The 24,970-nt window shown below is 36.9% G+C and carries 21 protein-coding genes, 4 tRNA genes and 1 other RNA gene; 13 read left to right on the top strand and 13 right to left on the bottom strand.

Annotated features, from left to right (window positions below; all coding sequences use genetic code 11):
- Nucleotides 1-32 precede the first annotated feature (32 nt).
- Together AC1Z3T_RS08060 and AC1Z3T_RS08055 are read left to right on the top strand one after the other, a co-directional pair.
- On the top strand, nucleotides 33-1,352 hold the full coding sequence (locus tag AC1Z3T_RS08060; RefSeq protein ID WP_151751476.1) for an MFS transporter: 1,320 nt from the start codon (nucleotides 33-35) through the stop codon (nucleotides 1,350-1,352).
- A gap of 145 nt (nucleotides 1,353-1,497) precedes the next feature.
- On the top strand, nucleotides 1,498-1,923 hold the full coding sequence (locus AC1Z3T_RS08055; RefSeq protein WP_042089291.1) for a lipase chaperone: 426 nt from the start codon (nucleotides 1,498-1,500) through the stop codon (nucleotides 1,921-1,923).
- Nucleotides 1,924-1,963: 40 nt separating this feature from the next.
- Here the strand turns inward: AC1Z3T_RS08055 and AC1Z3T_RS08050 are convergent, their stop codons facing one another.
- Together AC1Z3T_RS08050 and folD are read right to left on the bottom strand one after the other, a co-directional pair.
- Nucleotides 1,964-2,632: a class I SAM-dependent methyltransferase gene (locus AC1Z3T_RS08050; protein ID WP_004828323.1), complete on the bottom strand. Its 669-nt coding sequence runs from the start codon at nucleotides 2,630-2,632 to the stop codon at nucleotides 1,964-1,966.
- 223 nt (nucleotides 2,633-2,855) lie between these two features.
- Nucleotides 2,856-3,704 (bottom strand): bifunctional methylenetetrahydrofolate dehydrogenase/methenyltetrahydrofolate cyclohydrolase FolD, encoded by an 849-nt coding sequence (gene folD / locus AC1Z3T_RS08045; RefSeq protein WP_151712835.1) that lies wholly within the window; start codon nucleotides 3,702-3,704, stop codon nucleotides 2,856-2,858.
- A 152-nt stretch (nucleotides 3,705-3,856) separates the two neighbouring features.
- Between folD and AC1Z3T_RS08040 the strand changes: the two genes are divergently transcribed.
- The 3 genes from AC1Z3T_RS08040 to AC1Z3T_RS08030 all read left to right on the top strand — a co-directional run bounded on the left by AC1Z3T_RS08040 (nucleotide 3,857) and on the right by AC1Z3T_RS08030 (nucleotide 4,882).
- Nucleotides 3,857-3,930: transfer RNA gene (locus AC1Z3T_RS08040), tRNA-Cys, on the top strand.
- Between the two features lie 10 nt (nucleotides 3,931-3,940).
- Nucleotides 3,941-4,026, top strand: a tRNA-Leu gene (locus AC1Z3T_RS08035).
- A gap of 124 nt (nucleotides 4,027-4,150) precedes the next feature.
- Complete coding sequence (locus tag AC1Z3T_RS08030; protein ID WP_004828320.1) at nucleotides 4,151-4,882, top strand: hypothetical protein; 732 nt, start codon at nucleotides 4,151-4,153, stop codon at nucleotides 4,880-4,882.
- Between the two features lie 59 nt (nucleotides 4,883-4,941).
- On the opposite strand, the gene AC1Z3T_RS08025 is transcribed toward AC1Z3T_RS08030, so the two are convergent.
- A complete protein-coding gene (locus AC1Z3T_RS08025; RefSeq protein WP_483396567.1) occupies nucleotides 4,942-6,708 on the bottom strand; it encodes an alkaline phosphatase D family protein in 1,767 nt (588 codons plus the stop codon).
- 217 nt (nucleotides 6,709-6,925) lie between these two features.
- Between AC1Z3T_RS08025 and AC1Z3T_RS08020 the strand changes: the two genes are divergently transcribed.
- The 3 genes from AC1Z3T_RS08020 (at nucleotide 6,926) to AC1Z3T_RS08010 (ending at nucleotide 9,516) form a co-directional block, all read left to right on the top strand.
- Nucleotides 6,926-7,011, top strand: a tRNA-Leu gene (locus AC1Z3T_RS08020).
- Nucleotides 7,012-7,218: 207 nt separating this feature from the next.
- Nucleotides 7,219-8,196, top strand: a complete 978-nt coding sequence (locus tag AC1Z3T_RS08015) for an RDD family protein (RefSeq protein ID WP_483396565.1) — start codon at nucleotides 7,219-7,221, stop codon at nucleotides 8,194-8,196.
- 576 nt (nucleotides 8,197-8,772) lie between these two features.
- Nucleotides 8,773-9,516 (top strand): DUF4882 family protein, encoded by a 744-nt coding sequence (locus tag AC1Z3T_RS08010; protein WP_419320636.1) that lies wholly within the window; start codon nucleotides 8,773-8,775, stop codon nucleotides 9,514-9,516.
- 199 nt (nucleotides 9,517-9,715) lie between these two features.
- Here AC1Z3T_RS08010 and AC1Z3T_RS08005 read toward each other — a convergent pair.
- The 4 genes from AC1Z3T_RS08005 to coaD all read right to left on the bottom strand — a co-directional run bounded on the left by AC1Z3T_RS08005 (nucleotide 9,716) and on the right by coaD (nucleotide 11,017).
- A tRNA-Met gene (locus tag AC1Z3T_RS08005) sits at nucleotides 9,716-9,792 on the bottom strand.
- A 64-nt stretch (nucleotides 9,793-9,856) separates the two neighbouring features.
- An RNA gene (rnpB, locus tag AC1Z3T_RS08000) (RNase P RNA component class A) lies at nucleotides 9,857-10,234 on the bottom strand.
- A gap of 20 nt (nucleotides 10,235-10,254) precedes the next feature.
- Nucleotides 10,255-10,524: a YfhL family 4Fe-4S dicluster ferredoxin gene (locus tag AC1Z3T_RS07995; protein ID WP_004828314.1), complete on the bottom strand. Its 270-nt coding sequence runs from the start codon at nucleotides 10,522-10,524 to the stop codon at nucleotides 10,255-10,257.
- Between the two features lies 1 nt (nucleotide 10,525).
- Nucleotides 10,526-11,017 (bottom strand): pantetheine-phosphate adenylyltransferase, encoded by a 492-nt coding sequence (gene coaD / locus AC1Z3T_RS07990; protein WP_419320634.1) that lies wholly within the window; start codon nucleotides 11,015-11,017, stop codon nucleotides 10,526-10,528.
- A gap of 160 nt (nucleotides 11,018-11,177) precedes the next feature.
- On the opposite strand from coaD, the gene smpB reads away from it, so the two are divergent.
- Entirely contained in the window at nucleotides 11,178-11,654 is a 477-nt protein-coding gene (smpB, locus tag AC1Z3T_RS07985; RefSeq protein ID WP_004828309.1) for an SsrA-binding protein SmpB, read from the top strand.
- A 43-nt stretch (nucleotides 11,655-11,697) separates the two neighbouring features.
- Here the strand turns inward: smpB and AC1Z3T_RS07980 are convergent, their stop codons facing one another.
- The 5 genes from AC1Z3T_RS07980 to rluD form a co-directional block, all read right to left on the bottom strand.
- Entirely contained in the window at nucleotides 11,698-13,011 is a 1,314-nt protein-coding gene (locus AC1Z3T_RS07980) for a hypothetical protein (RefSeq protein ID WP_419320632.1), read from the bottom strand.
- A 368-nt stretch (nucleotides 13,012-13,379) separates the two neighbouring features.
- The gene (locus AC1Z3T_RS07975; RefSeq protein ID WP_005030726.1) at nucleotides 13,380-14,912 is read right to left on the bottom strand and encodes a hypothetical protein; all 1,533 of its coding nucleotides are present in this window, start codon (nucleotides 14,910-14,912) and stop codon (nucleotides 13,380-13,382) included.
- Between the two features lie 159 nt (nucleotides 14,913-15,071).
- On the bottom strand, nucleotides 15,072-15,623 hold the full coding sequence (locus AC1Z3T_RS07970; RefSeq protein WP_419320630.1) for a flavodoxin family protein: 552 nt from the start codon (nucleotides 15,621-15,623) through the stop codon (nucleotides 15,072-15,074).
- A 125-nt stretch (nucleotides 15,624-15,748) separates the two neighbouring features.
- A complete protein-coding gene (pgeF, locus tag AC1Z3T_RS07965; RefSeq protein WP_419320628.1) occupies nucleotides 15,749-16,492 on the bottom strand; it encodes a peptidoglycan editing factor PgeF in 744 nt (247 codons plus the stop codon).
- A gap of 36 nt (nucleotides 16,493-16,528) precedes the next feature.
- Complete coding sequence (gene rluD / locus AC1Z3T_RS07960; protein ID WP_004828287.1) at nucleotides 16,529-17,581, bottom strand: 23S rRNA pseudouridine(1911/1915/1917) synthase RluD; 1,053 nt, start codon at nucleotides 17,579-17,581, stop codon at nucleotides 16,529-16,531.
- A gap of 71 nt (nucleotides 17,582-17,652) precedes the next feature.
- Here rluD and AC1Z3T_RS07955 point away from each other — a divergent pair, with 71 nt between their 5' ends.
- A complete protein-coding gene (locus tag AC1Z3T_RS07955; protein ID WP_004828285.1) occupies nucleotides 17,653-18,675 on the top strand; it encodes an outer membrane protein assembly factor BamD in 1,023 nt (340 codons plus the stop codon).
- Nucleotides 18,676-18,822: 147 nt separating this feature from the next.
- Nucleotides 18,823-20,736, top strand: coding sequence for a DNA primase (locus AC1Z3T_RS07950; RefSeq protein ID WP_419320625.1), 1,914 nt, complete (start codon nucleotides 18,823-18,825; stop codon nucleotides 20,734-20,736).
- A gap of 536 nt (nucleotides 20,737-21,272) precedes the next feature.
- Here the strand turns inward: AC1Z3T_RS07950 and hemA are convergent.
- Nucleotides 21,273-22,559: a glutamyl-tRNA reductase gene (hemA, locus tag AC1Z3T_RS07945; RefSeq protein WP_009585630.1), complete on the bottom strand. Its 1,287-nt coding sequence runs from the start codon at nucleotides 22,557-22,559 to the stop codon at nucleotides 21,273-21,275.
- A 77-nt stretch (nucleotides 22,560-22,636) separates the two neighbouring features.
- Between hemA and AC1Z3T_RS07940 the strand changes: the two genes are divergently transcribed.
- Nucleotides 22,637-24,349: a tetratricopeptide repeat protein gene (locus AC1Z3T_RS07940; RefSeq protein WP_174761270.1), complete on the top strand. Its 1,713-nt coding sequence runs from the start codon at nucleotides 22,637-22,639 to the stop codon at nucleotides 24,347-24,349.
- A gap of 8 nt (nucleotides 24,350-24,357) precedes the next feature.
- A complete protein-coding gene (gene lolB, locus AC1Z3T_RS07935; RefSeq protein ID WP_100884655.1) occupies nucleotides 24,358-24,957 on the top strand; it encodes a lipoprotein insertase outer membrane protein LolB in 600 nt (199 codons plus the stop codon).
- The last annotated feature ends 13 nt before the right edge of the window (nucleotides 24,958-24,970 follow it).

Raw genomic sequence — 24,970 nt, 5'->3', positions numbered from 1 at the left:
CTATGTTTTGCATATTCTTTTGGAGAATTGCCTTGTCCAATTCATCACCTCAGGTTGCTCCTTCGCAACTTGATAGAAAAACTCGTTTCAAATCTATACTTGGTGGCTCAGCTGGTAACCTAGTTGAATGGTATGACTGGTATGTCTACGCCGCATTTACGCTCTACTTTGCACCAGTGTTCTTTCCAGAAGGTAATGAAACAGTCAAGCTTCTCCAAGCTGCTGCTGTTTTTGCTTTAGGTTTTTTAATGCGCCCGATTGGCGCTTGGATTATGGGAATTTATGCCGATCGTAAAGGTCGTAAAGCTGGTTTAACGCTTTCTGTATCATTGATGTGTGTCGGTTCTTTAATTATCGCTTGTGCACCGTCTTATGATTCTGTGGGTATGCTTGCTCCAGCGCTTCTACTCTTTGCTCGTCTCTTACAGGGCTTAAGTGTCGGTGGTGAATATGGTTCAAGTGCGACATATTTAACTGAAATGGCAGGAAAAAATCATCGTGGTTTCTTCTCTAGCTTTCAATATGTCACCTTGATTTCAGGACAGTTGTTGGCACTTTGTGTATTGATTATCCTCCAACATACACTTTCAGAAAATGCCTTGCATGCATGGGGATGGCGTATTCCATTCTTTATCGGCGCTTTGTTAGCCATTGTTGTATTCTGGATTCGTCGTGGCTTAGTTGAAACTGAATCAGCTAAACAAGCGCAAGAACATGCCAAAAATGGTGGTGAAAAATCGGGGGCTTTGGCTTTATTTACCAAATACCCTAAACAAGCATTCACAGTGATTATGTTGACCGCAGGTGGAACGCTAGCATTCAACACATTTACCACCTATTTGCAAAAATATTTGGTCAATACCTCTGGCTTTGAAAAGACCACAGCAACAGAAATTACCACGGCAGCGATCTTTGTCTTCATGTTGATTCAACCTGCTGTTGGCGCACTTTCAGATAAAATTGGTCGTAAACCGATTATGATCACCTTTGGTGTTTTAGGTGTTCTATTTACCATCCCTATTTTCAATGGGCTTGGTTCAACCACAGACCCTAAAACTGCATTTTTCTTATGTATGAGCGGCATGGTGATTGTAACTGGCTATACTGCAATTAATGCGGTAGTTAAAGCAGAACTGTTCCCTGCTCACATTCGCGCTCTGGGTGTTGCGTTACCATACGCTTTAGCAAATACAATCTTTGGTGGTACAGCTGAATTAGTGGCATTAAGTTTTAAAAATGCAGGTCACGAAAACTATTTCTTCTACTACATCACATTTATGATTGGTCTATCTTTAATTACTTATATCTTTATGAAAGATACTAAGAAAAATAGCTTAATCACAGATGATTAATCAGAATCCAAAAGTAGCTTAGATGGGTTAAAACAGCTTTCTTATGAAAATTAGAAAGCTGTTTTGATTTGAACAATTCAATCATCGAGAAAATCACAAAGCTATGGCATACTAAAAATAATTCAAAAAGCTGGGACTTTAAAAGATGAAAATAATCACCTGTGCAGGTTTAGGATTAATGGTTTTAGCTTTATCGGCGTGCCAAACAACACCGCGTCAATATAATGGGATGACAGGCTACCAAATCGAAAGTCAGTCAAGCAATAGCGCAACATTGGCATATACACTTTCTGGTCGCGCTGACCGTGATTTAGATGCCAGTAAGTTACAACGTGCATGTCAAAAAGTTTTAGGTGCAAATAAAACCTATAAAATTTCTGTTCTTAGTATCAATGAAATCATCAACCCGCAAACTGCACAAAATCAAGCTGGTGTTCAACTTGGGCATAGTCGAACCTCTTTTGGACTTTCAAATACTCCGAATCTAAACAACAGTGAGGATTATGCAACGCGTCAAGCACTTGAAACTCGTCCAAGCACCTTGCATGTTGTACGTTATACCTGTTCTTAATACACCCAATCATAATAAATTTTCAAAAAATAAGACGCTTTTATAGCGTCTTATAAAAACTCACATTTCGAAACTCTTTGGCTTCATCTAAATCAGGCCATGTCGTTGCACTTCGTTCATCCAATTTTTGATAATTCGGATGACTAAAGTTTTTGACCCGACTGTCCGCTACCCATACTTCAGGGGCAAACTTTAAAAATTCATCTAAGAAAAAGCGATTAGATTGATCATATAAAACATCTGCGGCGAGCAATACATCCACCTGTTCTGCTTTATATAAATCATCTAGATATTCCAGCTCTACCTCATTTAGTGCGGCATTTTCACGACAAGCATCTAAACTCACTTGGTCAATGTCACAACAAATCACACGCTTGGCACCCGCTAATTTGGCAGCAATCGCGACCACACCTGACCCAGCGCCAAAATCGAGAACCACCTTATCTTTAACATGATGTGGCTCAGCCAATAGCCATTGTGCCATCGCCAAACCAGATGCCCAACAAAAGATCCAATATGGTGTGTCATTCCAAATACGACGAATCACTTCATCATCTAAACGATCAGTCGGAAAAACCGGTGGAATCAACCACAATGAAATCGGAGTCTCAGGTAACTGCTGAGCGAGTAGCTGGCATTGAGGAATCACCTCATGCAAGGCTTTGAGTAAATGTGATGGGGCTTTAGGAAATTGTAAAGTACAACTCATAAATGTATAACCAAAATGATTATTCTAATACTTCGCAAATACACTAAGGTTGTTGACGCTTATATACTTCGATAATTTGCTGTTATTGCAGATCGCATCATATTGAATACATGATTGTCACAAAGTCTATTATTAAAGCAACTTTTACCAAAACAAAAATGACATTTTCGAGAAGCCTTCACCATCTACAAACAATGGTGAAGGCCTTGCTATCAATATTTGATTAAGCTAACGCTTTTTCTGCTGCTTCTACAGTTTGACGAATCAATGTAGTAATCGTCATAGGTCCTACACCACCTGGAACTGGCGTATATGCTGAAGCAACTTCTTCAATTCCAACCAATTGAATATCACCAACACCACCACCCTCACGAGGATGGAAACCTGCATCTACCACAACAGCACCTTGTTTGATCCAGTCTTTTTGAATCAACTCTGCTTTACCTACTGCACCCACAACGATATCTGCTTGTTTGATTAAATCAGCAAGGTTTTGGGTACGTGAATGACAGATTGTCACTGTAGCATTGGCTTGAAGTAACATCATTGCCATCGGCTTGCCTAAAATTGCTGAACGTCCAACCACTACAGCATGCTTACCGGCAATCTCAATCTTATTTTCTTTAAGAATGGTCATGATGCCCGCAGGAGTTGCAGAACCATATGCTGCTTCACCCATTGCCATACGACCAAAACCAAGACACGTCACACCATCAACATCTTTTTCTAAAGAGATCGCATCAAAACAAGCACGTTCGTCAATCTGTTCAGGTACTGGATGCTGTAACAAAATACCATGTACATCAGGATTGGCATTTAATTTTTCGATTTCAGCCAATAATTGTTCAGTCGTGGTTTCTTTGCCTAATTCAACTTTCAAAGAATCCATACCTACACGACGACATGCATTTCCTTTCATACGAACATAAGTCGCAGATGCGCCATCATCACCCACTAAAATAGTCGCTAAAATTGGGGTACGACCTGTTTTTGCCTTTAAAGCTTCAACACGAGTCAACAAGTCTGCTTCAATTTGTTTCGCTAATGCGCGACCATCCAATACCAATGCCACGGCACATCTCCAAAGTAGATATGAATCAATTTTGCAAATAATACATGATTATTTAGACAATTTTCTTTCGTATGCTGAATTTATGTGCATATGCATGAAATATAGTATTGTTTTTTTTTCAAAGGTTGCTAATATGTGCATCACCAAGACATGGCGGGGTGGCAGAGTGGTCATGCAGCGGACTGCAACTCCGTGTACGCCGGTTCGATTCCGACCTCCGCCTCCAATCTTGTAAAGCCCGAGTGGTGAAATCGGTAGACACAGGGGATTTAAAATCCCCCGCCCACAAAGCGTGCCAGTTCGAGTCTGGCCTCGGGCACCATTTTAATCAACATTAAAATGGTGTAATAAAAAACCCAGCGATAAGCTGGTTTTTTTATGTCTAAAATTTTATATTAGCTTTTTATGTTAATCTCTAAATTGCAGTTTAAATAAGTGAAGCCTATATGATTCAAAACAAGCAAGTTTCCTTCTATTTAAATCAGTTACAACAACAATATCCAAAAGCATTTAAATACAATTTTTTATTTTATAGCCAAATTAAAACCAAAGGGCTTTTAGATGAAGCCAAGGAGTTTATTCCTTGGATTTTATCAATCATGATTTTTTGCAGTATTTACTTCAGCTTAGGTCATTATATTTCAATTCATTTTGTTCAATTTGATGCTTTTCAAGCCAATGCCATCGCAGCCTTGGCGGTTATGTTATTTTTTATGTTGATTGTTCCGATTATTATCAACCAAATCAAACACAGCTCTACCCATCTTTATCAGCAACTTAACAATACGCCATTTAAACTTGCCGCATTGATTATTCTACAAGCACTGAACCTATATTTTATTGAAAGTACACTTTTACAAGGTTTGCTATTTTTCTTTGCAATGAGCTTTGGTTTTGTGAAGTTCTATAAAGAAAATCTATTTCGAGACAGCACCAAAGATACTGAATTTTATCAATTACAACAAATTCGCAGAACTTGCTTTTGGGCTTATAAGCAAGCCAAAAAAGCCAGATTTAAAATGAGATTTTATAATAAAAATTCGGAGCAATATCAGTTTCAACAGCAGCAACTTACCCAATACTTAGAATTGCACTTACAGTTATTAAAGTATGAAAATGAAATGTGCAAAACATATAAATATGAAGATTTAGATGCCTATATGGACAGCATGATGTAATTTATTTTCATAAAAACCGAGTCAATATGATGAACTCGGTTTTTTTTATGCTTGAAAATTTATGCGCTTTTTTGAATGCTTTTCACATCAATCAAATTGTTATTTAATACCACTTGATGCCCACGAGTAGCATCCACAGTATATGTATTTTCCTTAATGGTACTCACAAAAATCCAATCTGCTTGAACTTGTTGCGCGGTAAAACTCACTTTTAAATAACCACGCTGATTTAAGTTGGTATAATTCAATTCATCAATCAGTGTGGTAAACGCCATTTCAAATTGCTGTAACTGCGCTAAAGGAATACTGAGGTACTTTTCCATTCCTGGTGAAGACACAGAGCTGGTTGCCAATTCAACCCCAACAAAATCACCTGTTTGTGTATGCAAGTCCGCAGACCAAGCATTATGTGTATCCCCTGCCAAAACAACAACTTTCTTATTCAGTGCTTTTAGTGTTCCATATAAAATTTCACGCTCAGCATAGTATCCATCCCACGCATCGAGATTATATGGAGCTACCGTTGTCACACGTGCTTTTTCTGTAGCTGTTAAAGATGGATCACCCGCTTTTAAACGAAGTTTTAAAGTCACTAATTCAGTAATCTGTTGATTCATTTTTACCAATGTCTCTGGAGTAACATTACCACTGGTAATTGCAGCCAATGAAAGCAGTAATTCAGCTGGAATTAGCATTTTTGCCATCAAGACTTGCTGACCCAATACATTCCATGTCGCTGTAGATTGTGCCAGTTTTTTCTGTAACCAGTCTCGTTGTGTATACCCCATCAACGTACGGGGAGTACTGATCAAATCTGTCTGAAACTTGGCAATATCCAACCTAGAAGCCGTCATATAATCCGCATAATCCAATTGCTTATCACGAGCCAAGATACGTGTATCCAACATCGTCAATTGCACCAATGAACCAAAGTCAAATTGACGATAAATATTCAAATGATCTGTTTGATTCACAGGTCGAATTGGCATCCATTCAAAATACGCCTGTAATGCCGCTAACTTGCGATCAGAAAAGCTCCCTTCATTGGCTTGATGATTTTCAGCACCCGCTTTCCATGCATCATTGGCTAACTCATGGTCATCCCAAATCACAATAAACGGATGACGTGCATGTGCAGCCTGTAAATCAGTATCCTTATGATAAAGCGCATAACGTTTGCGATAGTCGTCCAATTTGATAATTTCTTTATCATTGTCCGCAGGAAGCGTACGTCCTAATTTAGTCGCATCTTCAGTTGCATAGCCATCTTTGCCATATTCATAAATATAATCACCAAGATGGATAATCGCATCGACATTTTGTTTTGCCATTTCTCGATAAACATAGAAATATCCCGCTGGATAATTCGAACACGAACATACTGCAAATTGAACAGCATTGGTCGTTTCTGGTAATGTTTTGGTACGACCGACGGGTGAAATCACTGAACCGAATTTAAAACGATAATAATAAGTTTGCCCAGACTTCAACTTATCAGCATCAACTTTAACCGTAAAATCTTGTGCTTGTGTTGTTTGTACTTTCCCTGTGTTGATGATTTGTACAAATTTTTCGTCTGTCGCAATTTCCCAAACAACTTCAATACGTAAAGTAGTATCTTGGGGAGTTACACGTGTCCATAAAATCACACGGTCCTTAAGCGGATCACCACTCGCCACCCCATGTAAAAATTCAACTTTAGTGGCTGACGTTGTTGAATCATTATTGTCGCTACCACAAGCTGTCAAAGAAACTGGTATAGATAGTGCCCCAAAACTGGCTAATGACTTTTGAATAAGTTCACGGCGTGAAATTGAGCTTGGCATAGAAATTGATTTCCTCTAAGTTTTTTTATCTCATCACTTTAATCAGGAAATATTTCACTTTAATCTCAAGTTAATGAAAAATTCATGACAATAAAATCAATATATTGGCTTAAAATGCTTTATTTTCAGCCATAAACATCTGAGTTGATTGAAAAGAAAGCAAATCGTGCTAAATACGCTTGCCAAGAGAAAAACTGTCCTTTATTATTGCGCACATGCCCGAGTGGTGAAATCGGTAGACACAGGGGATTTAAAATCCCCCGCCCACAAAGCGTGCCAGTTCGAGTCTGGCCTCGGGCACCATTTTAAATTGATATTAAAATGGTGCAATTAAAGAACCCAGCAACTGCTGGTTTTTTTATGCCAAAAATTTAATCTCTTTAAATCATTAAATTTAAAATTAACATCTATTTCAAAATATCAAATACATCATTTTTAATATCTCACTTAAATATTTGATGATATTGATATTGACTTAATACATTCATAAATTCAATTTAATTAAAAACTATGACTGAAATTCAAAATCCAGTAAAAACGATTGCTCCAATATTTCCTCGACTTTTTGCATTTATCATCGACTGTTTGATTGTCGGTGTTGCATGTTTGGTAATGGGGAAAGTGCTATATACCTATTTTGAAAACTCTCCATTTATTTTTCAATGTCTTGGCACTTTGCTATGTTTGTTTTATTTCTCTGCTTTTAACAGTTCGATTGGAGATGGCAAAACGATTGGAAAAATACTCTGTAAAATTCGTGTAAAAGACTTTACAGGTGCTTCAATTTCACCAACCCACGCTTTAATTCGATCGAGCATTTTCATTATTCCATTTTGCTTTATCGGTTATTTACAATCCTTTGCACATCCCCCCCTTACACTTATTTTAATCATCGCCTTTTTTCAAAGTATTGTTTTTGCGTGTTTCTACTTGGCAGTTTTTAATGGAAACAGCCAACAATCCCTTCATGATGTGCTGACACGTACACAAATTCTCAGAAATACACAATCCAATATGCCTCATCAAGCAATATGGAAAGTGCATTATTACATTCTCTCTTTGATCACAATGATCATTTTTTCAATCAATGTCTGGCATTATGTTCAAAATCAAAATCAAAATTCAACAACTCATGATTTGACTTCAATCTCTGATGATATTCAAAATATTCAGATCGAAAATCGTTATACTTTTATTGGCGAAACTGAATCAACAAATCAAGTTCTCATTTTAAATGTTAGTCAACCTGCTTATCTTGATCAGGTTGATACTGCTGAAAAATTAATTCAAAAGCTTCAACAAGACAGCAATATTTTAGCCCAATATAAAATCAATCAAGTGCAATTTAATTTTTCCTATCAATTCGGTCTAGCAAAATTATCAAAAGCAACCATTTATGATTATAAAAAGACTGCCACAACGACTCAGCTCACCCATATCGGTGATAATACATCCGTGAAGCTTGGTTTTAAAATGTATTTAGGATAAGACTGAAATAGATTTGCAATGTATGGTCTACAGAACAAGGGAAGAAATTTTTAAATTAAATAAGTAAACTCAATTAAATTTTAAGTTCCTGATAGTAAAATAGTATTTTTAAATTATTAAAGTGTATACCATTCTTTTAACAGGCACTAATTTTATTATCTTTAGTTTTACTATTGCAAAGACAATAACACCCCATAGTATCATCGATACAAGTTAATGACATATTTGTAATTCTTACGATTCTACAGAATTCTGTTGTGATGAAATTAATCATTATCTCTACTTCATAAATTGGAAAACAACATCAATATTTTTAAATAAATAATCCAAAAAAATATAGTACAATTCCAAAACACCATTTACATTATTGAATAATAAGAATAAATATTTCATAAAATTAAAATTTAATACTGGAATCTTAAAACAAAAAATTTAATCTTTCCTATATTTTAGACTGAAATTAAACTTTTATTTAACCAACTTTATTTAAATATTGAAACAAATAATATCTAATTTATTAGCTATATTTATAAATTTTATTGTATATTTTAACTTCACACGTAAAAGGATTTTATAATGAGAAAATTAATAATGATATTATTAACGGGATTAATAAATGTTAATGTATGGGCTACTTCATGCAATTACAACTTTAATGCAACTCAACCCCAGTTAGGTACGCAAAGGCAAAATTTTCCGATACATATAAATCAAAAAGTCGGATTTAATATAACGGATAGCACATTAACTAAAACTTATACTGCTTTTAGTAAAGATTTTTTGGAAAGTAACTCTAACAAAGTGATAATAGGAGACAAAAATGTACCCAAAAAAGGAATTTTTGCATTTGAAGTAGATATTATTGCACCACAGCTACCAATGTCAGGATCTGATTCAGGATATTTTTTACCCTTTAAAATATATGTGACAGCGAATGGTGTTGAAACTGGCAGATATTATATTAGTTATATCAATAATTTTGTATCATTCCCAAATTCAAATAATATTATTTTAGATTTTGGCAGCGAAAATATTGCAATTATTCCAGCCTCGAAGAGCAATATTAAACTAGGTTTCTACTTTGATCAAACAACAAAAAATATAAATTATATTGTAGATGGCATAAACAAAGGAGTATTAGCAAAAATGGAAGGTGAATTCAATGAAATAGCATTTGGTATCGATGGTGGTCAATCGGAGGTTCAACTCAAATCCAATTCAATTGGTAAACAATTTACCATTGAGTTGGTTACAGACTACACAAAAATGACTCAATCATACCCTATAGGTACAAAAGATATTTGCGGAAATATAATTTAATCTTGCTATTAATTTAAACACACATAATTTTAAAATCGCCATGATGATTAATTTATAAATTCGGTATTTTGCTGATTAAACTAAATTAGTAAAAATACATCCGTGAAGCTTGGTTTTTAAAAGAGCATTTAAATGGTTTTAATATGCATGATTGAAAGATAAAAAAAGACCACGTTTTTGGAAACGTGGTCTATAAAAATGGTGGCTATGACGGGACTTGAACCTGTGACCCCCGCATTATGAGTGCGGTGCTCTAACCAACTGAGCTACATAGCCTAAAACTGTGCGCGCATTATCTGCTGTAACTCACGTTACGTCAAGTAATAATTGCAATAAAATTCATTGAAGTGAGCCGATAAGCCGGGTTCTGTCTAGAACGATCATTCCTCTAGGCGCACAATCACTCATACGCTCAAGCGACCTACCCGGATCCAGCATGGGCCATGCCTATAGGATCCCTATTTGGTCTTGCTTCCGGTGGGGTTTACCATGCCATGAACTGTTACCAGTCATGCGGTGCGCTCTTACCGCACCCTTTCACCCTTACCTTCCATTTCTCCGAAAAGAAACGATATTGAAGGCGGTCTACTCTCTGCTGCACTTTCCGTCGGTTTACACCGCCCAGGCGTTACCTGGCACCTTGCCCGATGAAGCCCGGACTTTCCTCCCCTGCTTCAATCACGGAGATCTCCACAGCAGCGATCGTCTGGCTCACTTCGGGGCGTATGCTAACAAATTTTACTGGGAATTGCTTGCGCTTTTTTGAGCAATTAAACTTTTATACTTCTCCATCAAGTCTTCTTGGCTTTCTACATGATTTGGATCAAGAGGAATACAATCTACTGGACAGAAAAGTGCACACTGCGGCTCATCAAAATGCCCCACACATTCTGTACAGAGGTTTGGATGGATTTCATAAATCTCCTCCCCCATAAAAATGGCTTCATTTGGGCATACCGGTTCACATACATCACAATTGATGCATTCATCAGTGATTATTAAAGACACATTACCAACCTTGTTGATGTTTACGGTGAAAAGCTTCGACCACACATTGTGGCACAAATTTAGTGACATCACCTTTTAATCGCGCAATTTCCCGAACCATCGTTGAAGAAATAAATGAAAATTGCTCTGAAGGTGTTAAAAATACTGTTTCAAAATCATGATCCAATTGACGGTTCATATTGGCAAGCTGAAATTCATATTCAAAATCTGACACAGCTCTTAATCCACGTAAAACAGCAGTCGCATTTTGCTCACGGGCAAAATTTACCAATAAGCCATCAAAGCCAACAAACTCAACATTAGGTAGATGTTTGAGTGATATTTTCGCTAACCCTACACGCTCTTCTAAACTGAATACTGGATTTTTATGATGTCCAATCGCAATTGCAACGACGACTTCATCAAACATCCGTGAAGCGCGGGCAACCAAATCCACATGGCCATTGGTAATTGGATCAAAAGTTCCTGGATAGATGACACGAGTTTTAGACATCCATTTGTACTCAAGTTTGTTATGTAGAGCTATAGTTTAACAAAAACTTAAATCTTAGCGAATAACCTCTGCGCATTTAGCCTTTGCTTTAATTGTGAAATGACTTCACCTCAAGCCAAGTTTAAGGCAGAATAAGGCTATTCTTGGAATTATTTGTATTATGTCGAAAAATATTGTCGTAAAAAAAAATAATGGCGGGACGATTGCACAAAATAAACGTGCGCGTCACGATTATTTTATTGAAGAAAAATTTGAAGCTGGGCTTTCGTTGCAAGGCTGGGAAGTAAAGTCATTACGTGCTGGACGTATGACCATTACAGAAAGCTATATTACCTTTAAAAATAATGAAGCGTTTCTGTTCGGCGCTCAGATTCAACCTTTGTTATCTGCATCAACACATGTAGTACCTGAAGCAACACGTACGCGCAAGCTACTGCTCTCCCGCCGTGAATTAGAAAAGTTAATGGGTGCAGTCAATCAAAAGGGCTATACGTGTGTACCATTGGCATGTTACTGGAAAGGTCACTTGGCAAAACTAGAGATCGCTTTAGTAAAAGGTAAACAGTTGCATGATAAACGTGCTACTGAAAAAGACCGTGATTGGCAACGAGATAAAGCTCGAATTATGCACAAATAAGAAAAAACCTCCGAATGGAGGTTTTCTTTTAGAAAGAATACTCTTAACAGAACTTTAATGAACCATAGCAGTTGGGTGCGAAATCTTGGTTAACTAACTTCAGATTAGCTAAATCCATATTTACTTTAGCATCCTGCAAAGGAACATCATTTAGGTTAAAATTTCCTGTAAGACAAGAAAGCGCAAGAAAACCACACTCAATGGGCTTTTTCTGTAAATAGCTACTGACATAAGGAATAACTTGCTTAACCACTGCATCAGTGACTTCTACACGTTGACTAGGTGATACATCACCAATATCAATCGCGTCTTCAAAAGCCATCCACCAGCCTTTCTGTGCAGCAACCTCAGCATTTGGCCACCAAACCTTTTGGGACTGTAATGAAAGTGAAAATGGATTATCTAATTTTAATTTATGTATTAAGCCTAAACTTTGATCAACATTCACACTAACATTTAGATTAGAGATATTTCCATTAACAGTACCACCCAAAGGGATAGGTAAGGCTCCCCATAGTTTTGCTTCTGCATTAATCTTTCCACCGAGCGGAATATTATCAATCACAGCTGTACCTGTTAAATTTACACTGGTCATCCTGTTTCCGCTGATCGTTTGACCTTTGATATATAATTTCCCGCTTCCTTCCCCAAGATTTAAAGAATAATCATTTGAGGTAAAGTCTGCTGTGATAAAACCCGTTGAGCTTTTCGCTTTACCTATAATTGATAATCCTAAATTGGAATAATTTACCCCTGTTCTTGCACCAGTATAAGCCGTACCTGTTGCATCTTTAATTTTCATAAAACCACTTAAACTGTTTATTCCATTTGGTGTTTCTGAGTTTTCTGATCCTAATGTTAATAATCCCAAAGCTTTTTCTGCACTTAAACGTAGACCTACAACTTCTCTAGTTGATGCTGCGTCTGGATTCTTAATTGCAAACTCTAAAAAAGGATTGGTTAATTTTGCACTTGAGCCAGCTCTCCCTTCGCGGGTATCTGCCACGCCTGAAAGACTAAGATTATCAATATCAATATCGCATCCACCTGCACCATTGATACCACCACAACCAAGTTGTAATTTTTTAATATTGGCATTGAGCTCAAGTTCAGCTTCAAGCCCAAGCTTATAAAATCCTATGCCCTGCCCTTGCATTTTATTGGCAGCATCATTTGGAGCAATATAACCTAAACTCATCAAGGCTTGACCTTGAACTTTGGAAAGCTCAGTATCATTTAACTCGACCAAACCCTTCGATTGAGGCAAATTAGCAAAACTATCAATCGAAATAAAAAATCCACCACAAATTAAAATCATCTTACTGATTTTAATTAACTTTCCTACAACAAATTCCATATCACCTGCTCAGATTTTTATTATTGGTCAAAAATATATGAAAATGATCAATAACAAAATAGCCGATCAGGACAAATATTTTGTCTAATTTAACAATAGTCTTTTTCACCTAAATAAGATAATGGTTTTTAATATTTTTTATATAATTTTATTTTGTTAATTTATTTAAATAACAATGAAATACATATTTTATTTTGGATAATTTTTTATCAACCTATCAAGTATTTTATAAAAAATCATTACAGAGTTTGTATTCCTGAAATGAAAACTTTCCTAGTTGTGGAATGATGAATAATTTTATTGGGAGATCAAAAGAGGTTAAGTTTGCAACAAAGTCTCTTAAATAGCATTTTGTCGTTAAAAGGAATTTAACAGAATTTCAATGAGCCATAACAGTTTGCTACAACATTTTGATTTGTTAGTTTTTGATTAGTCAGAACCAATTTAGCAGGATTATTTTCTGTATAACTTCTCAGGTCTACATTTAATTTCTGTGTTATTGGTTGATTGGTTAAAGCCTGCCAAGCTTGTCCAATATTTAAATAGGGATAATTTTCTCTTTTATTTAAATATTGTGAAACTAAAGTCGCGACTTGAGGTAAAACTGCCCCAATATCAACTTGATTACTCACATTGAGTTTACCTAGTTGTACTGGATCTGCGAAAGACATCCACCATCCTTTTTGCGCAACATCGGTATTTCTTCCCATTTGTTGCAAATTGTTTTTAGCTTTATCTATGTCTGCAATAGTTGCACCTGGCCACAATAAAGCCTCACTTTGTACAGACAAATAACCGCCTGTACCAGTTAACGGAATATTATGAATCATACTTAAAGATTGCATGAAATCGATAGACATGTTTATATTCTGAATATTTGAACCATTCGCCATTTTAAAAGTTGCTACAGGTACTAGCGCCTTGACAATTGGACATAATGATAAAATTCCAGCACTTTCACAACTCAAATTAACTTTTAAGGCATCATTTATAAACATCGATTCTGGGTATCTTGAAGTTCCATCAGATGCAATAGGAATAGTAGCGATAGTTGTACGAATATCTTTAACATTTGCTATGGTATTTCTCACTCCATTAATTGTAAAAGGATTAATATCAAAAGAAGTACTAACACTCGGAATTGTTATCCCCGTAGTTCCATTGTTAAAAGGATTACTCGTAAAATTTACATTTACTAGCCCACTAATATTTGCAACCCCAGTCAAAGTTTGATCACTAGCATTTTTCCCGAAAATAATAGGTTTTGTGCTTGCAGTTCCACTTGTTTTAGCGATTTGCATAAATCCACTTAATCTTTGAATTCCATCAGTTTGTGAAGCTGTAGATAAATTATCTAATCCCGCTGTTAACAAAGCATTAATTTTTTCTGCACTAAATCGTATTCCTTTCACTTCTCTTATAGATGAGCTATTAGGATTACTAATTGCAAACTCTAAAAAAGGGTTAGTTATCTTTCCACTTGTCGAGGGGCGCCCAGTTAAATAAACTGGATTCCCATTGCTATCATAAGTATTAGGCAATCCACTCAATGATAAATTTTTAATGTCTATATCACAGGCACCAGCACCATTGACTCCACCACAACCAAGCTGAAGGTTTCTGATATTTGCATTAAGTTCCAACTCTGCTTCTAAACCTAATTTATAAAATCCTATATTATTTGAAGTAATATTCCTCATTGGGTTGGTTGCATCAGTTGGTGCTAAATATGAAAGACTCATCAAAGCTTGCCCTTTCACTTCAGACAACTCTGAGTCATTTAACTGAATTAAAGATGTGATTTTTTCATTTTCGGCAAAACAATTCATTGATAAAACTATTGCACTTGAGATTAAAACTATTCTTGTCCTTTGAATTGTTTTTTGAGCATTGATATCCATATCATCCACACATGTTTTTATTTTTCTAATCAAACATAGTGCAATGAAGCATAAAAATATTAGCTTACTACGACAAATCACTTAGCATTTTGCGACAATGATCGCATTAATTTAAACAAAAAATAAATATTAGACGTTTTACCTAATTTTCTAGTTAGATTACCTAAATTTATTTAATAATAGTGCAAGATACTCACCAAACCACAAGGCTGTTTGTAAATCACCAGATGGCGGTGTTAAGTCAACAGGTGCATTGTCTGATTGCGTCATTAAACCCAAATAACCCGCCATACGGTTTAAATCTGTGGGCTTGATTCCTGTTGGCATTAAAGGCAAACCAGACCAAAGCATGCCATGTTGCATCGCAAAGATATTAATCTGCTGTAATACGGATAATTTGTCTCCGCTTAAACCACCTGAGTTAGTAAATGCAGCAGCGAACTTCCCTTGCCAATCACGATTTTTCCAACGCTTAGAGGTTGAGTCCATAAACATTTTAAATGGACCTGTTACACTACCCATATAAGTAGGTGAACCAAATACAATTGCATCGGCTTGGTCCAAAATGTCCCAATCTATATGCTCAATATCCATTTTATGGACAGTCACTCCAACCTTCTCGATGCCCTGCGCAATATAGCTCGCGACTTTAGCAGTATGACCAAAAGGGCTGTGATAAACGATCGCGATAGATTTAGCAGATAAAGACATATCAATTGAAAACAAACAAATTTAGTCAAGTTTAACATCAATTCATTTTTAAACAATTCTTGTCAAGTGTTAAAAGTACTTTTACTCAATCTATAAAATTTCGAGCAATATCTCAAAATATAGATTTAGTTCTGCATAAATACAAAAGTTGCCATACGACCTGTTTTAGGGTGACGGCGGTAGGAGTAAAAGTCCTCGGACTGACGATAAGTACACTGATCACCACCCGTGACAATTTTAACCCCCTGCTGTTTAACGATATAACGTGCAATCGCATACAAGTCTGCATAGTATTTACCGTCTTGTTCACCCGCAATAAAAGCTGTTTCCAATTCAGCATATTGAGTACAAAAAGCAGTTTTTACTTCCTGACCAATTTCAAAACAAGATTGACTAATTGCAGCCCCTAGCCATGCCCATGTAGGTTGAGATGTCATTTCTGAAATGGTATTTTCAATAATTCCACCTGCTAAACCTCTCCAACCTGCATGTAAATTAGCAACTTCAGTACCATCTGCATTTCCCAAAACCACAGGTAAACAATCCGCAGTCATCATCATCAAGGCATGACCTTGTGTTTGCGTTACCAACCCATCCCCCACTAAGGCATTAAATGTAATTTCTTCATTGATGGTGTGACAAATCGTGCTATGTGTTTGTGTCATCCATGTAATCTTGTTGACACCATGTACAGCAAACTCATCCAATAAAATCATCCGATGTTGCTGTACACGCTGTGGATCATCATTCACATGCAATGCTAAATTGAAACCTCCCAACTCTGGCTGTACAGATGGTAAAGCCATTGGATGTTGTATATGTGTTTGACCAACATATACGCCTTGAGGTAATCCCTGAACGAATTGCATGTGACTCTCCATTAACCATCAATTATTTTAAATAAATTAATACGCTTTATTTTCAGAACGCAAAACTTCAACCAAGTTGGTAAAATCTTCAGGCCAAGGCGCTTCAAACATCATTTCCTCTTGAGTACGTGGATGAATAAGTCCTAATTTAGATGCATGTAGAGCTTGACGTTTAAAGTTACGCAGAGTGCTACTTAACTTTTCCGAAGCCCCAGCAGGTACTTTAACGCGACTCACATAAACAGGATCACCAACCAATGGATAACCAATATAAGTAAAGTGAATACGAATCTGATGTGTACGCCCCGTCTCTAATTGCGCCTGTACACGAGTAAAATGCTGAAAACGTTCCTTAACATTATAATGCGTCACAGCATCACGACCGCCGGGTAAGATCGCCATTTTGACACGATCAACAGGATGTCGTTTGATCGGTTCATCAATGGTTCCACCCGCTATGATATGACCATAACAAACTAAGTCATAAACACGATAGACTGATTTTTTAGCCAATTGTTTACTTAACGAAAATTGTGCTTCTAAGTTTTTAGCAACAACCAATAAGCCACTGGTATCTTTATCGATACGATGTACTAAACCTGCGCGAGATAATTCCGAAGATTTAGGATAATGGTAGAGTAAAGCATTGACCAATGTACCATTCGGATTACCCGCGCCAGGATGTACAACCATACCCACAGGTTTATTGATCACCATAATATCGTCATCTTCATAAACGATATTTAAAGCAATATTCTCAGGCTGCGCAGTTGTTTGAGTTTCGAGTTCAACATTGAGACTTAACTGTTCATTGCCTTCACATTTATACTTAGGCTTGACCGTGTTACCATTTACCAACAAATGACCGTCTTTCATCCACTGCTTAAGTTTTTCACGAGAAAACTCGCTCCAAACAAGTGCAGCAACTTGGTCGATACGTTGCCCTAAATAGCTTTCATCCAGTTGAAATTGCAACGATAAACGTGTTGCAGTTGGCGCAGAATTATGATTATCTGCATCCTCAGAATCTTCAAGTAAATTGAAATCATTTTCTGAGAAATTAGAATTAGAAGAGTGTGCTGAAGTCATTTGCTCATTCGGACAAAAGTGGTTTAATAGCGCAATTGTAGCCTATTGCCCGTATCAACAGAGGAATTTTTATGTCGCTACCACGTTATAAAGTCACAATGCTTGCTTTAACTGTAGGCTTAGCAACAGTATTTGTAGGTTGTAGTAGCAATCCCAAGAAAGAGGTTGTCGATACAGGTCCAAAATCAAATGAGCAGACTTATTACAATAATGCGATAAAATCACTAGACCGTGGGCAATACGGTGATGCTGCAAAAGCGTTGGAAGCTATGGATACCTACTTCCCAACAGGACAATACGCACAGCAAGCTCAACTTGAACTGCTTTATACCAAGTTCAAGCAAAAAGATTATGAAGGTACAATCGCGCTGGCAGATCGTTTCATTCGCTTAAATCCTCAGCACCCAAATTTAGACTACGCTTATTATGTCCGTGGTGTGGCAAACATGGAGCAAAATTATGACAGTTTGCTTCGTTATACTTCGTTGAAACAAGCACATCGTGATGTAGGTTATTTAAAAATCGCTTATCAAAACTTTGTAGATTTGATTCGTCGTTATCCATCAAGCCAATATTCGGTTGATGCTGCACAACGTATGAAGTATATCGGTCAAGAATTGGCTGAAAGTGAGATGAATACTGCCCGTTTCAATCTTAAACGTAAGGCTTATTTGGCTGCAATTGAACGCTCGCAATGGGTCATTGAACATTATCCACAAACCCCACAAATTCCTGAAGCTTTAGCAACGATGGCTTATGGCTATGACAAACTGGGCGACAAAGATACTGCACAACAATACAAAGACGTGCTTAAGCTGAACTATCCAAACCTTGTTAAATCAAATGGTGAAGTGAATATTCGTGCTGCACGCAAAGAAGGCAGTTGGTGGAACCGTGCGACCCTTGGTATTTTAGGTCGTGGTGAAAAAGCAGAAGTATCAAAAGATACAAATACTGAAACATCTTCAAACTCAGAACAGCAGTCGAGCTTATTGAATAAAGTTAGCTTTGGCTTGCTTGATCGTCCAAATCGTGAAGTTTCAAAAGAACCTGCTCGTGCAGATGAAAGCCTTTATGACGGTCAACGCAAATAAGGTGTGTTAAGAAATATCATCTTTGATATAACTTCACCGCGACAATTCAAGACGGGTTTTTACCCGTCTTTTTTATTCATGGATATTTTTAAGGTTAAAACTGCGTTAAACTTTAAATGACTTCAAACAATATATGACTTAAATTTTATGGCTATTCCTCAGCACACGATAGATCAAATTTTAGATCGTACCGATATTGTCGATCTGATTGGTCAACGTGTGAAATTGAAAAAAACAGGTCGTACCTATTCAGGTTGCTGTCCTTTTCATCAGGAAAAGTCCCCTTCTTTTCATGTATATCGTGACAAACAGTACTATCATTGCTTCGGTTGCCAGGCAAATGGTAATGCCATTCGTTTTCTCATGGATATTGATAATCGAAACTTTATCGATGTCATGAAAGAGCTTTCTAGCCAAGCTGGAATCGAACTCCCTAAAGATAATCAAGACAATAAAAAACTTTCTTATAAACGCGAAACTGTAAAACCACATGTTAAGCCTCAAGCCCAAATGCAAGAGGATAAAAATACAGCGTCAAAAACACAGGAAAAAAATACCGAAGCTACTCCTTCTTTTGAGATTGACCCTTTTGAAGCGTTTAGCCAGTATCCAGACCCCGAACATTTCGATCCGACACAATTTGATCAAACTGGATTTGTACAAGCACCTCAAGACGGGAATCTTTACGACCTGCTTGAAAATATTGCTCAATTTTATGAACGTCAGTTACCACATAGTAAAGTTGCACAGAACTACTTCAGACATCGCGGTTTAAGCACCGAGACGATTCAATATTGGCGTTTGGGTTATGCACCTGAAGATTGGCAACATCTTGAAAAAGCATTTCCTCAAGATATTGAAGGTCTAAAATTATTAGGACTGATTCGTACCAGTGATAGTGGACGTGACTTTGACTTACTTCGTGATCGAGTAATATTTCCTATCCGAGACAGTAAAGGTCGAGTCGTTGGTTTTGGTGGTCGTGCGTTAAATGACGAAATCAAACCCAAATATATTAACTCTCCTGACTCTGAAGTCTTTCATAAAAATCAACTGCTGTATGGATTATATGAAGGACGTAAAGATCGTGCCCAAAACTGGCTCATGGTTGAAGGCTATATGGATGTTATTGCTTTACAGCAAAATGGGATCTCGGGAGCAACAGCAACACTGGGCACGGCGAGTAATGCAGACCATTTAAGCATTTTATTTAAACAGAACAATCAAATTACGATTGCCTTTGATGGTGATGCCGCAGGTCAAAAGGCTGCTCGACGAACTTTAGAAATTGCTTTGCCTTTATTGAATGATGGGCGTGAGCTTAAATTTTTTGTGCTTCCTAAAGAACATGATCCTGACTCTTTGATTCGTAAAGAAGGCTTAGAGACTTTTCAACGGATCTGGCAACAGTCACCGCTATTATCAGACTTTGTCTTTGCCCTATTAAGCCAAAATTATGATGTCACCACCCCTGAAGGTAAAAGTCAGGTCATGGCAGAACTGAATCAATTGACTGAATTATTGCCAAAACAAGGTTCATATCGTTATCTGTTAAGACAGTTTTTTAAAGAAAAGTTAGGTTTTAATCGTAAATGGCAACCACAAGTCAGCTTGGATGCATCGCTCTCATTTAATATTCGCACCAAAGATGAGGATTTTGCAGTGGCGATTTTAATGCAACATCCATTTTTATATATTCACTTTGAAGTGTTGCGTGCATTTATTCAACCAGATGAATTGTTAGCAAAAGTGCTCGCTGTATTTGATCGTATTTTTGATGATTTACCCGATGATCAAGAACTAGCGACCTATTATATTTTAGGTGCTTGCAGTGCATATCACTTAGAGTTGTCTGAAATTATGCAACGAACCAATATCCAAGCTTTAACCGAAGCTCCAGAAATGGCGGATAAATTGGCATCGGACTACTCTCTGGCATTACAAGAAAAGTATTTAAAGCAAAAACTTAAAGCACCAGCCTCATTAAGTGAATCTCGTAATTTACGTAAACAACTCAATGAATTAACCAAGCAAATTAGTTTAAAGTTAGTTCATAGTTAATTTTTTATAAACTCTTCATTGATCATATCAATTATTTTGTAATACAAAAAATTCATGTGACTGTTCGCCTCTTCCATTGAGGAATCATAAGGTTTATAAACATTTAGATATATACGTTCTTGAAAGTTTTCATCACTAAAAAACTCATTTGTTGAATACAGAGAATTTGTTTGTGAATTTAAACTTTCGATCATAAGCGCATCCCATATTCGTGCTGAATAGTCTAAATAAAAACAGTAGAGTTTAGGTTTTTGAAGATCCTTATAACATTGATCAACAGAATCAATAACCTCCAAAATTCCTCCCTGAGTATAGATGTTATGTAGATCATGGATTGCTTGTTTCAATAGCATGTCACTATCTTTTACAGGCTTTGCGAAACATTCAATTGAGATAAGCAATAATATGAATAAATATAAAGTCTTAAGCATTTTAATTTCTGTATTCTAATTTGATAACACGAGTATATGAACAATATTTGTTGAAGCAAAAAGCTTCACTACATTACTTTCTTAAATCATTACTTTCTTAAATCATTATTTTGCTTTAGGTTTTCGTTCTTGCTCAAAAATATCCTGAATATTTTCTTTCATCCATTCAAAATGTGATGGATCTTCATCCTGAGCTGCTTGACGCAGTAGAATTGAGGCAGGATGTAACAGTTTTTGGGTTAAGCGGTGGGCAAAATCTTCTAATACATGTTGGGTATCTTCACCTGCTTGAATACGCTCTAGTGCATGTGCAAGTTCTGCTTGACGTTGCTCTTCGCCATGCTCGCGGAATTGCTGAATCGTACTGCCAGCATCTTTGACTTTCTGGTGTGTAACCAGTTGAGTGACCAGTTGATTGACCATCACCTCTGCTTCAACCGCAGCTTGGCGACGTTGAGCGAGATTTTCATCAATCACACTCTGTAAGTCATCCACACCATACAGATACACACCATCCAAACTTTCAACTTTCGGATCTATATCACGAGGAACAGCTAAATCGACCATAAGCATCTGTTGATAACGTCGTTTTTTTAATGCCGCTTTTACATCAGTATAAGCAATCACTTGATGTAAGCTTCCAGTACAACTTGAAATCACATCGGCACGATAAAGTTGTGTTGCAAGTTCATCAAAAGGGATGATTTCTACTTCGACACGATGGGCAATTTCTTGTGCTAACTTTTCTGCACGTTCACGACTTCGATTACAAATGAGAATTTTTGCCACACCCATTTCAGCCAAGTGTTTAGCCACCAAACTATTCATTTCACCTGCAGCAACCACCATCACTGTCAGTTTTTCAGGTTTGCTAAATACCTGTAAAGCAAGCTGTGCAACGGCATAACCCATCGATACGGCATGACTTCCCACAGCAGTTTCAGAGCGAACACGTTTTGCTGCATAAAAAGCATATTCAAAAATTTGATTGAGATTTTGTGAAACGATTTCTGCATTTTTAGCAATCGATAATGCGGATTTGACCTGCCCAAGAATCTGAGGCTCACCCAACATAAGAGAATCTAAGCCACTTGCTACACGCATTAAATGCGAAACAGCATCAGTATTTTCATAACGATATACATGATTTGACAATTGCTTTACATCAATACCATTGGTTTGGGCGAGCCAATTTAATACCATATCGGCATTTTCAGCCATGGCGTAGACTTCAGTGCGGTTACATGTTGAGACCACTACCATATCATTCAAATTTTGGCAGTGGCTTTGCTCCGTCAGCAAATCTTTTAATCGTTCTGGATTAAAAGCGATCTGCTCACGAAGCTCAACAGAGGCAGTTTGATGGTTGACACCCAATGCAAAGAAAGACATATCAGATCATCATTTCGCTAAATTTATGCTATTGTGCAATAACGGTGTCATAAAAAGCATACTTGGATTCGGAAAAATTGCGTCAAATAAACAACCGCTTAAGCGGCATGACAATTAAGCAATATTCTACCACATTCTTACTGGTTGGTAGCATGGCTTCTAGTGCTCATATTAGAGCATCTGGAGAATTTTATCATGCAAAATATAATACAAATGCATTAAAACAAAGCATTATTGCTGAATTTTCACTGGCATATAATGATACAGCAACTGCTTTGCACAATTATACGGTGTTGGCAATTCGCAGTAATTCCACCACCATTAAACAACGTGCGCTCAATGTAGCTATTGAGCAAAATGATTTAAAAGCAGCATTAGATATTGCAACACATTGGGTTGTACAAGAACCTGAAGATGTTCCTGCAAAATTTTATTTGGCACATATTGCACTCAAATCACATGAGTATGAACTGGCTGCTGAAACGCTCGACAGTATTCTTACAATCGATCCAAACGCGGATTTAGAAAAAATTCTAGAAGGAATTGCCCCTGAGTCTGAAGTTGACCGTCAAAATCTACTCAGCACACTGAGAGCAAGCAAAGAAAAAAATAATCCTTCCGTGTTAATCTTAATTGCTGGCTTAGAAGCGCAAAGTGACGAGATTGAACAAGCCCTTAAAACAGTCAATAAGGCATTGAAAAAACGCCCGAAAGTGACTGGTTTTATTCTTATGAAAGCCAATCTACTGGAGGCATTAGGCAATCAGGAAGAAACCTTAAAATGGTATAATCGTAGTAGTCGCAAAAATAAATATAACTATGACATTCGATTGGCAGAAGTTAAATATTTGATTAAAACCCATCAATCTGAACTGGCATTAGATAAATTAGAAACCATCATTCAAACCTGGCCAGATGCTGAAGAAGCTTTGTTTATTGCAGGTTTAACAGCAATTGATTTAAAAAAATTTGATCAAGCTGAACAGTATTTGGTGGAATTACGTTATTCCTCGCGCTATCAAAATGAAGCTTATTTTTATTTAGCAGTCAATGCTGAGCGTAAGCAAAATGATGAAACGGCAAAAGCCTATTATCGTTTAGTAGATGGAAATTTATATACGGTTTCACGTCGTAATCTCGTCTCGATTTTTGAGAGACAAAATAAAATGAATGATGCGCTACGCTTTTTAACTCAGGAACGTGTAAATTATCCGCAACATGCAAGTTTCTTATATCAAGCGCAAGCTGAAATTTTAAAACGTATGGGCAATAAAAAAGCAGCTTTAAGTTTGCTTAATGAAGCTGTCAAAAATCTGCCCGACGACCCCGAAATTTTATACTCTGAAATTTTATTGCTAGACCCTTTTGAAAATCGCGATATTCTGGACAAAGCACTTAAACAGCTATTGAATTTAGAACCTAATAATCCAGCTTATCTAAATGCTTATGCTTATACTTTGGCTTTGCAAAATCGACGTCTAGACGAAGCACGTCGCTATGCTGAACATGCTTTAGAATATGCACCCGATCAAGCATCTATCTTAGATACTTTGGGCTATATTACCTTTTTGCAGAATGATTTTGATGCAGCCTCTAATATTCTCTCTAAAGCTTATAGTTTGAGTCATAGTATTAATATTGGGATTCGTTATGCAAAGTCTTTGTATATGCAAGGTGCATTGCCACAATTTAATGAAGTGTTACAACAACTCAAACAAAATCATCCAAATGATCCTCAATTAAATCAATTAGATTCACTAATATTACCGCAACATATTAAAAAGAGTTAATCGCCTATATGCGTCACATTCAGCAGATCATCTTCACCCTTACTGCAACAGCAACACTTGTTTTTACTGGGTGTCAGCAAGTCGTTAAGCCTGTCCCAACCACACCAACACAGGTACCTACAGATGGTCCAACTCAAAAGCCATCAAATCAATTCAATTTAGAGGGAAAAATTGGGGTAAAAACCCCAAAACAATCTGGCAGTGCTTTCTATACATGGTCGCAAAATCAACAAGATTTCAATATTCAGCTCAATGGTATCTTAGGTATTGGTAAAACCATTATTGAAGGAAAATCAGGTGAAGTGACTTTAAACAGCTCTAAGACTGGGTTAATTTCAGCTGAAAGCCCAGAAGAACTTCTTGAAAAAGCCACCGGTTGGGTTGCTCCCATCACGCATATTGTTGACTGGGTACAGGGCTATCCTGCCACTGAAAATGCACAAGTTGCACATGACTCAGCACAACGTATTACTCAAATTGTTGAAGATGGTTGGACCGTAGATTTTAGTTATAATCATCAGGCGACTTTACCCAACAAACTAATTTTAAAGCAACAACTTGAATCAGGTCAGGAAAACCGTATTACAATGGTGATTCAAAACCGTTAAATCTCAACATCAG

The organism is Acinetobacter sp. B-6 (assembly GCF_056930735.1).
Note: the sequence above shows the minus strand (reverse complement) of the source record. Positions and strands in the feature narration are given on the sequence as shown.

What these genes read in the sequence shown, in the direction of transcription:
- AC1Z3T_RS08055 (WP_042089291.1), top strand. Translation starts at nt 1,498, where the DNA reads ATGAAAATAATCACCTGTGCAGGTTTAGGATTAATGGTTTTAGCTTTA.
- AC1Z3T_RS08050 (WP_004828323.1), bottom strand. Translation starts at nt 2,632, where the DNA reads ATGAGTTGTACTTTACAATTTCCTAAAGCCCCATCACATTTACTCAAA.
- AC1Z3T_RS08030 (WP_004828320.1), top strand. Translation starts at nt 4,151, where the DNA reads ATGATTCAAAACAAGCAAGTTTCCTTCTATTTAAATCAGTTACAACAA.
- AC1Z3T_RS08025 (WP_483396567.1), bottom strand. Translation starts at nt 6,708, where the DNA reads ATGCCAAGCTCAATTTCACGCCGTGAACTTATTCAAAAGTCATTAGCC.
- AC1Z3T_RS08015 (WP_483396565.1), top strand. Translation starts at nt 7,219, where the DNA reads ATGACTGAAATTCAAAATCCAGTAAAAACGATTGCTCCAATATTTCCT.
- AC1Z3T_RS08010 (WP_419320636.1), top strand. Translation starts at nt 8,773, where the DNA reads ATGAGAAAATTAATAATGATATTATTAACGGGATTAATAAATGTTAAT.
- coaD (WP_419320634.1), bottom strand. Translation starts at nt 11,017, where the DNA reads ATGTCTAAAACTCGTGTCATCTATCCAGGAACTTTTGATCCAATTACC.
- smpB (WP_004828309.1), top strand. Translation starts at nt 11,178, where the DNA reads ATGTCGAAAAATATTGTCGTAAAAAAAAATAATGGCGGGACGATTGCA.
- AC1Z3T_RS07980 (WP_419320632.1), bottom strand. Translation starts at nt 13,011, where the DNA reads ATGGAATTTGTTGTAGGAAAGTTAATTAAAATCAGTAAGATGATTTTA.
- AC1Z3T_RS07975 (WP_005030726.1), bottom strand. Translation starts at nt 14,912, where the DNA reads ATGGATATCAATGCTCAAAAAACAATTCAAAGGACAAGAATAGTTTTA.
- AC1Z3T_RS07970 (WP_419320630.1), bottom strand. Translation starts at nt 15,623, where the DNA reads ATGTCTTTATCTGCTAAATCTATCGCGATCGTTTATCACAGCCCTTTT.
- pgeF (WP_419320628.1), bottom strand. Translation starts at nt 16,492, where the DNA reads ATGCAATTCGTTCAGGGATTACCTCAAGGCGTATATGTTGGTCAAACA.
- rluD (WP_004828287.1), bottom strand. Translation starts at nt 17,581, where the DNA reads ATGACTTCAGCACACTCTTCTAATTCTAATTTCTCAGAAAATGATTTC.
- AC1Z3T_RS07955 (WP_004828285.1), top strand. Translation starts at nt 17,653, where the DNA reads ATGTCGCTACCACGTTATAAAGTCACAATGCTTGCTTTAACTGTAGGC.
- AC1Z3T_RS07950 (WP_419320625.1), top strand. Translation starts at nt 18,823, where the DNA reads ATGGCTATTCCTCAGCACACGATAGATCAAATTTTAGATCGTACCGAT.
- hemA (WP_009585630.1), bottom strand. Translation starts at nt 22,559, where the DNA reads ATGTCTTTCTTTGCATTGGGTGTCAACCATCAAACTGCCTCTGTTGAG.
- lolB (WP_100884655.1), top strand. Translation starts at nt 24,358, where the DNA reads ATGCGTCACATTCAGCAGATCATCTTCACCCTTACTGCAACAGCAACA.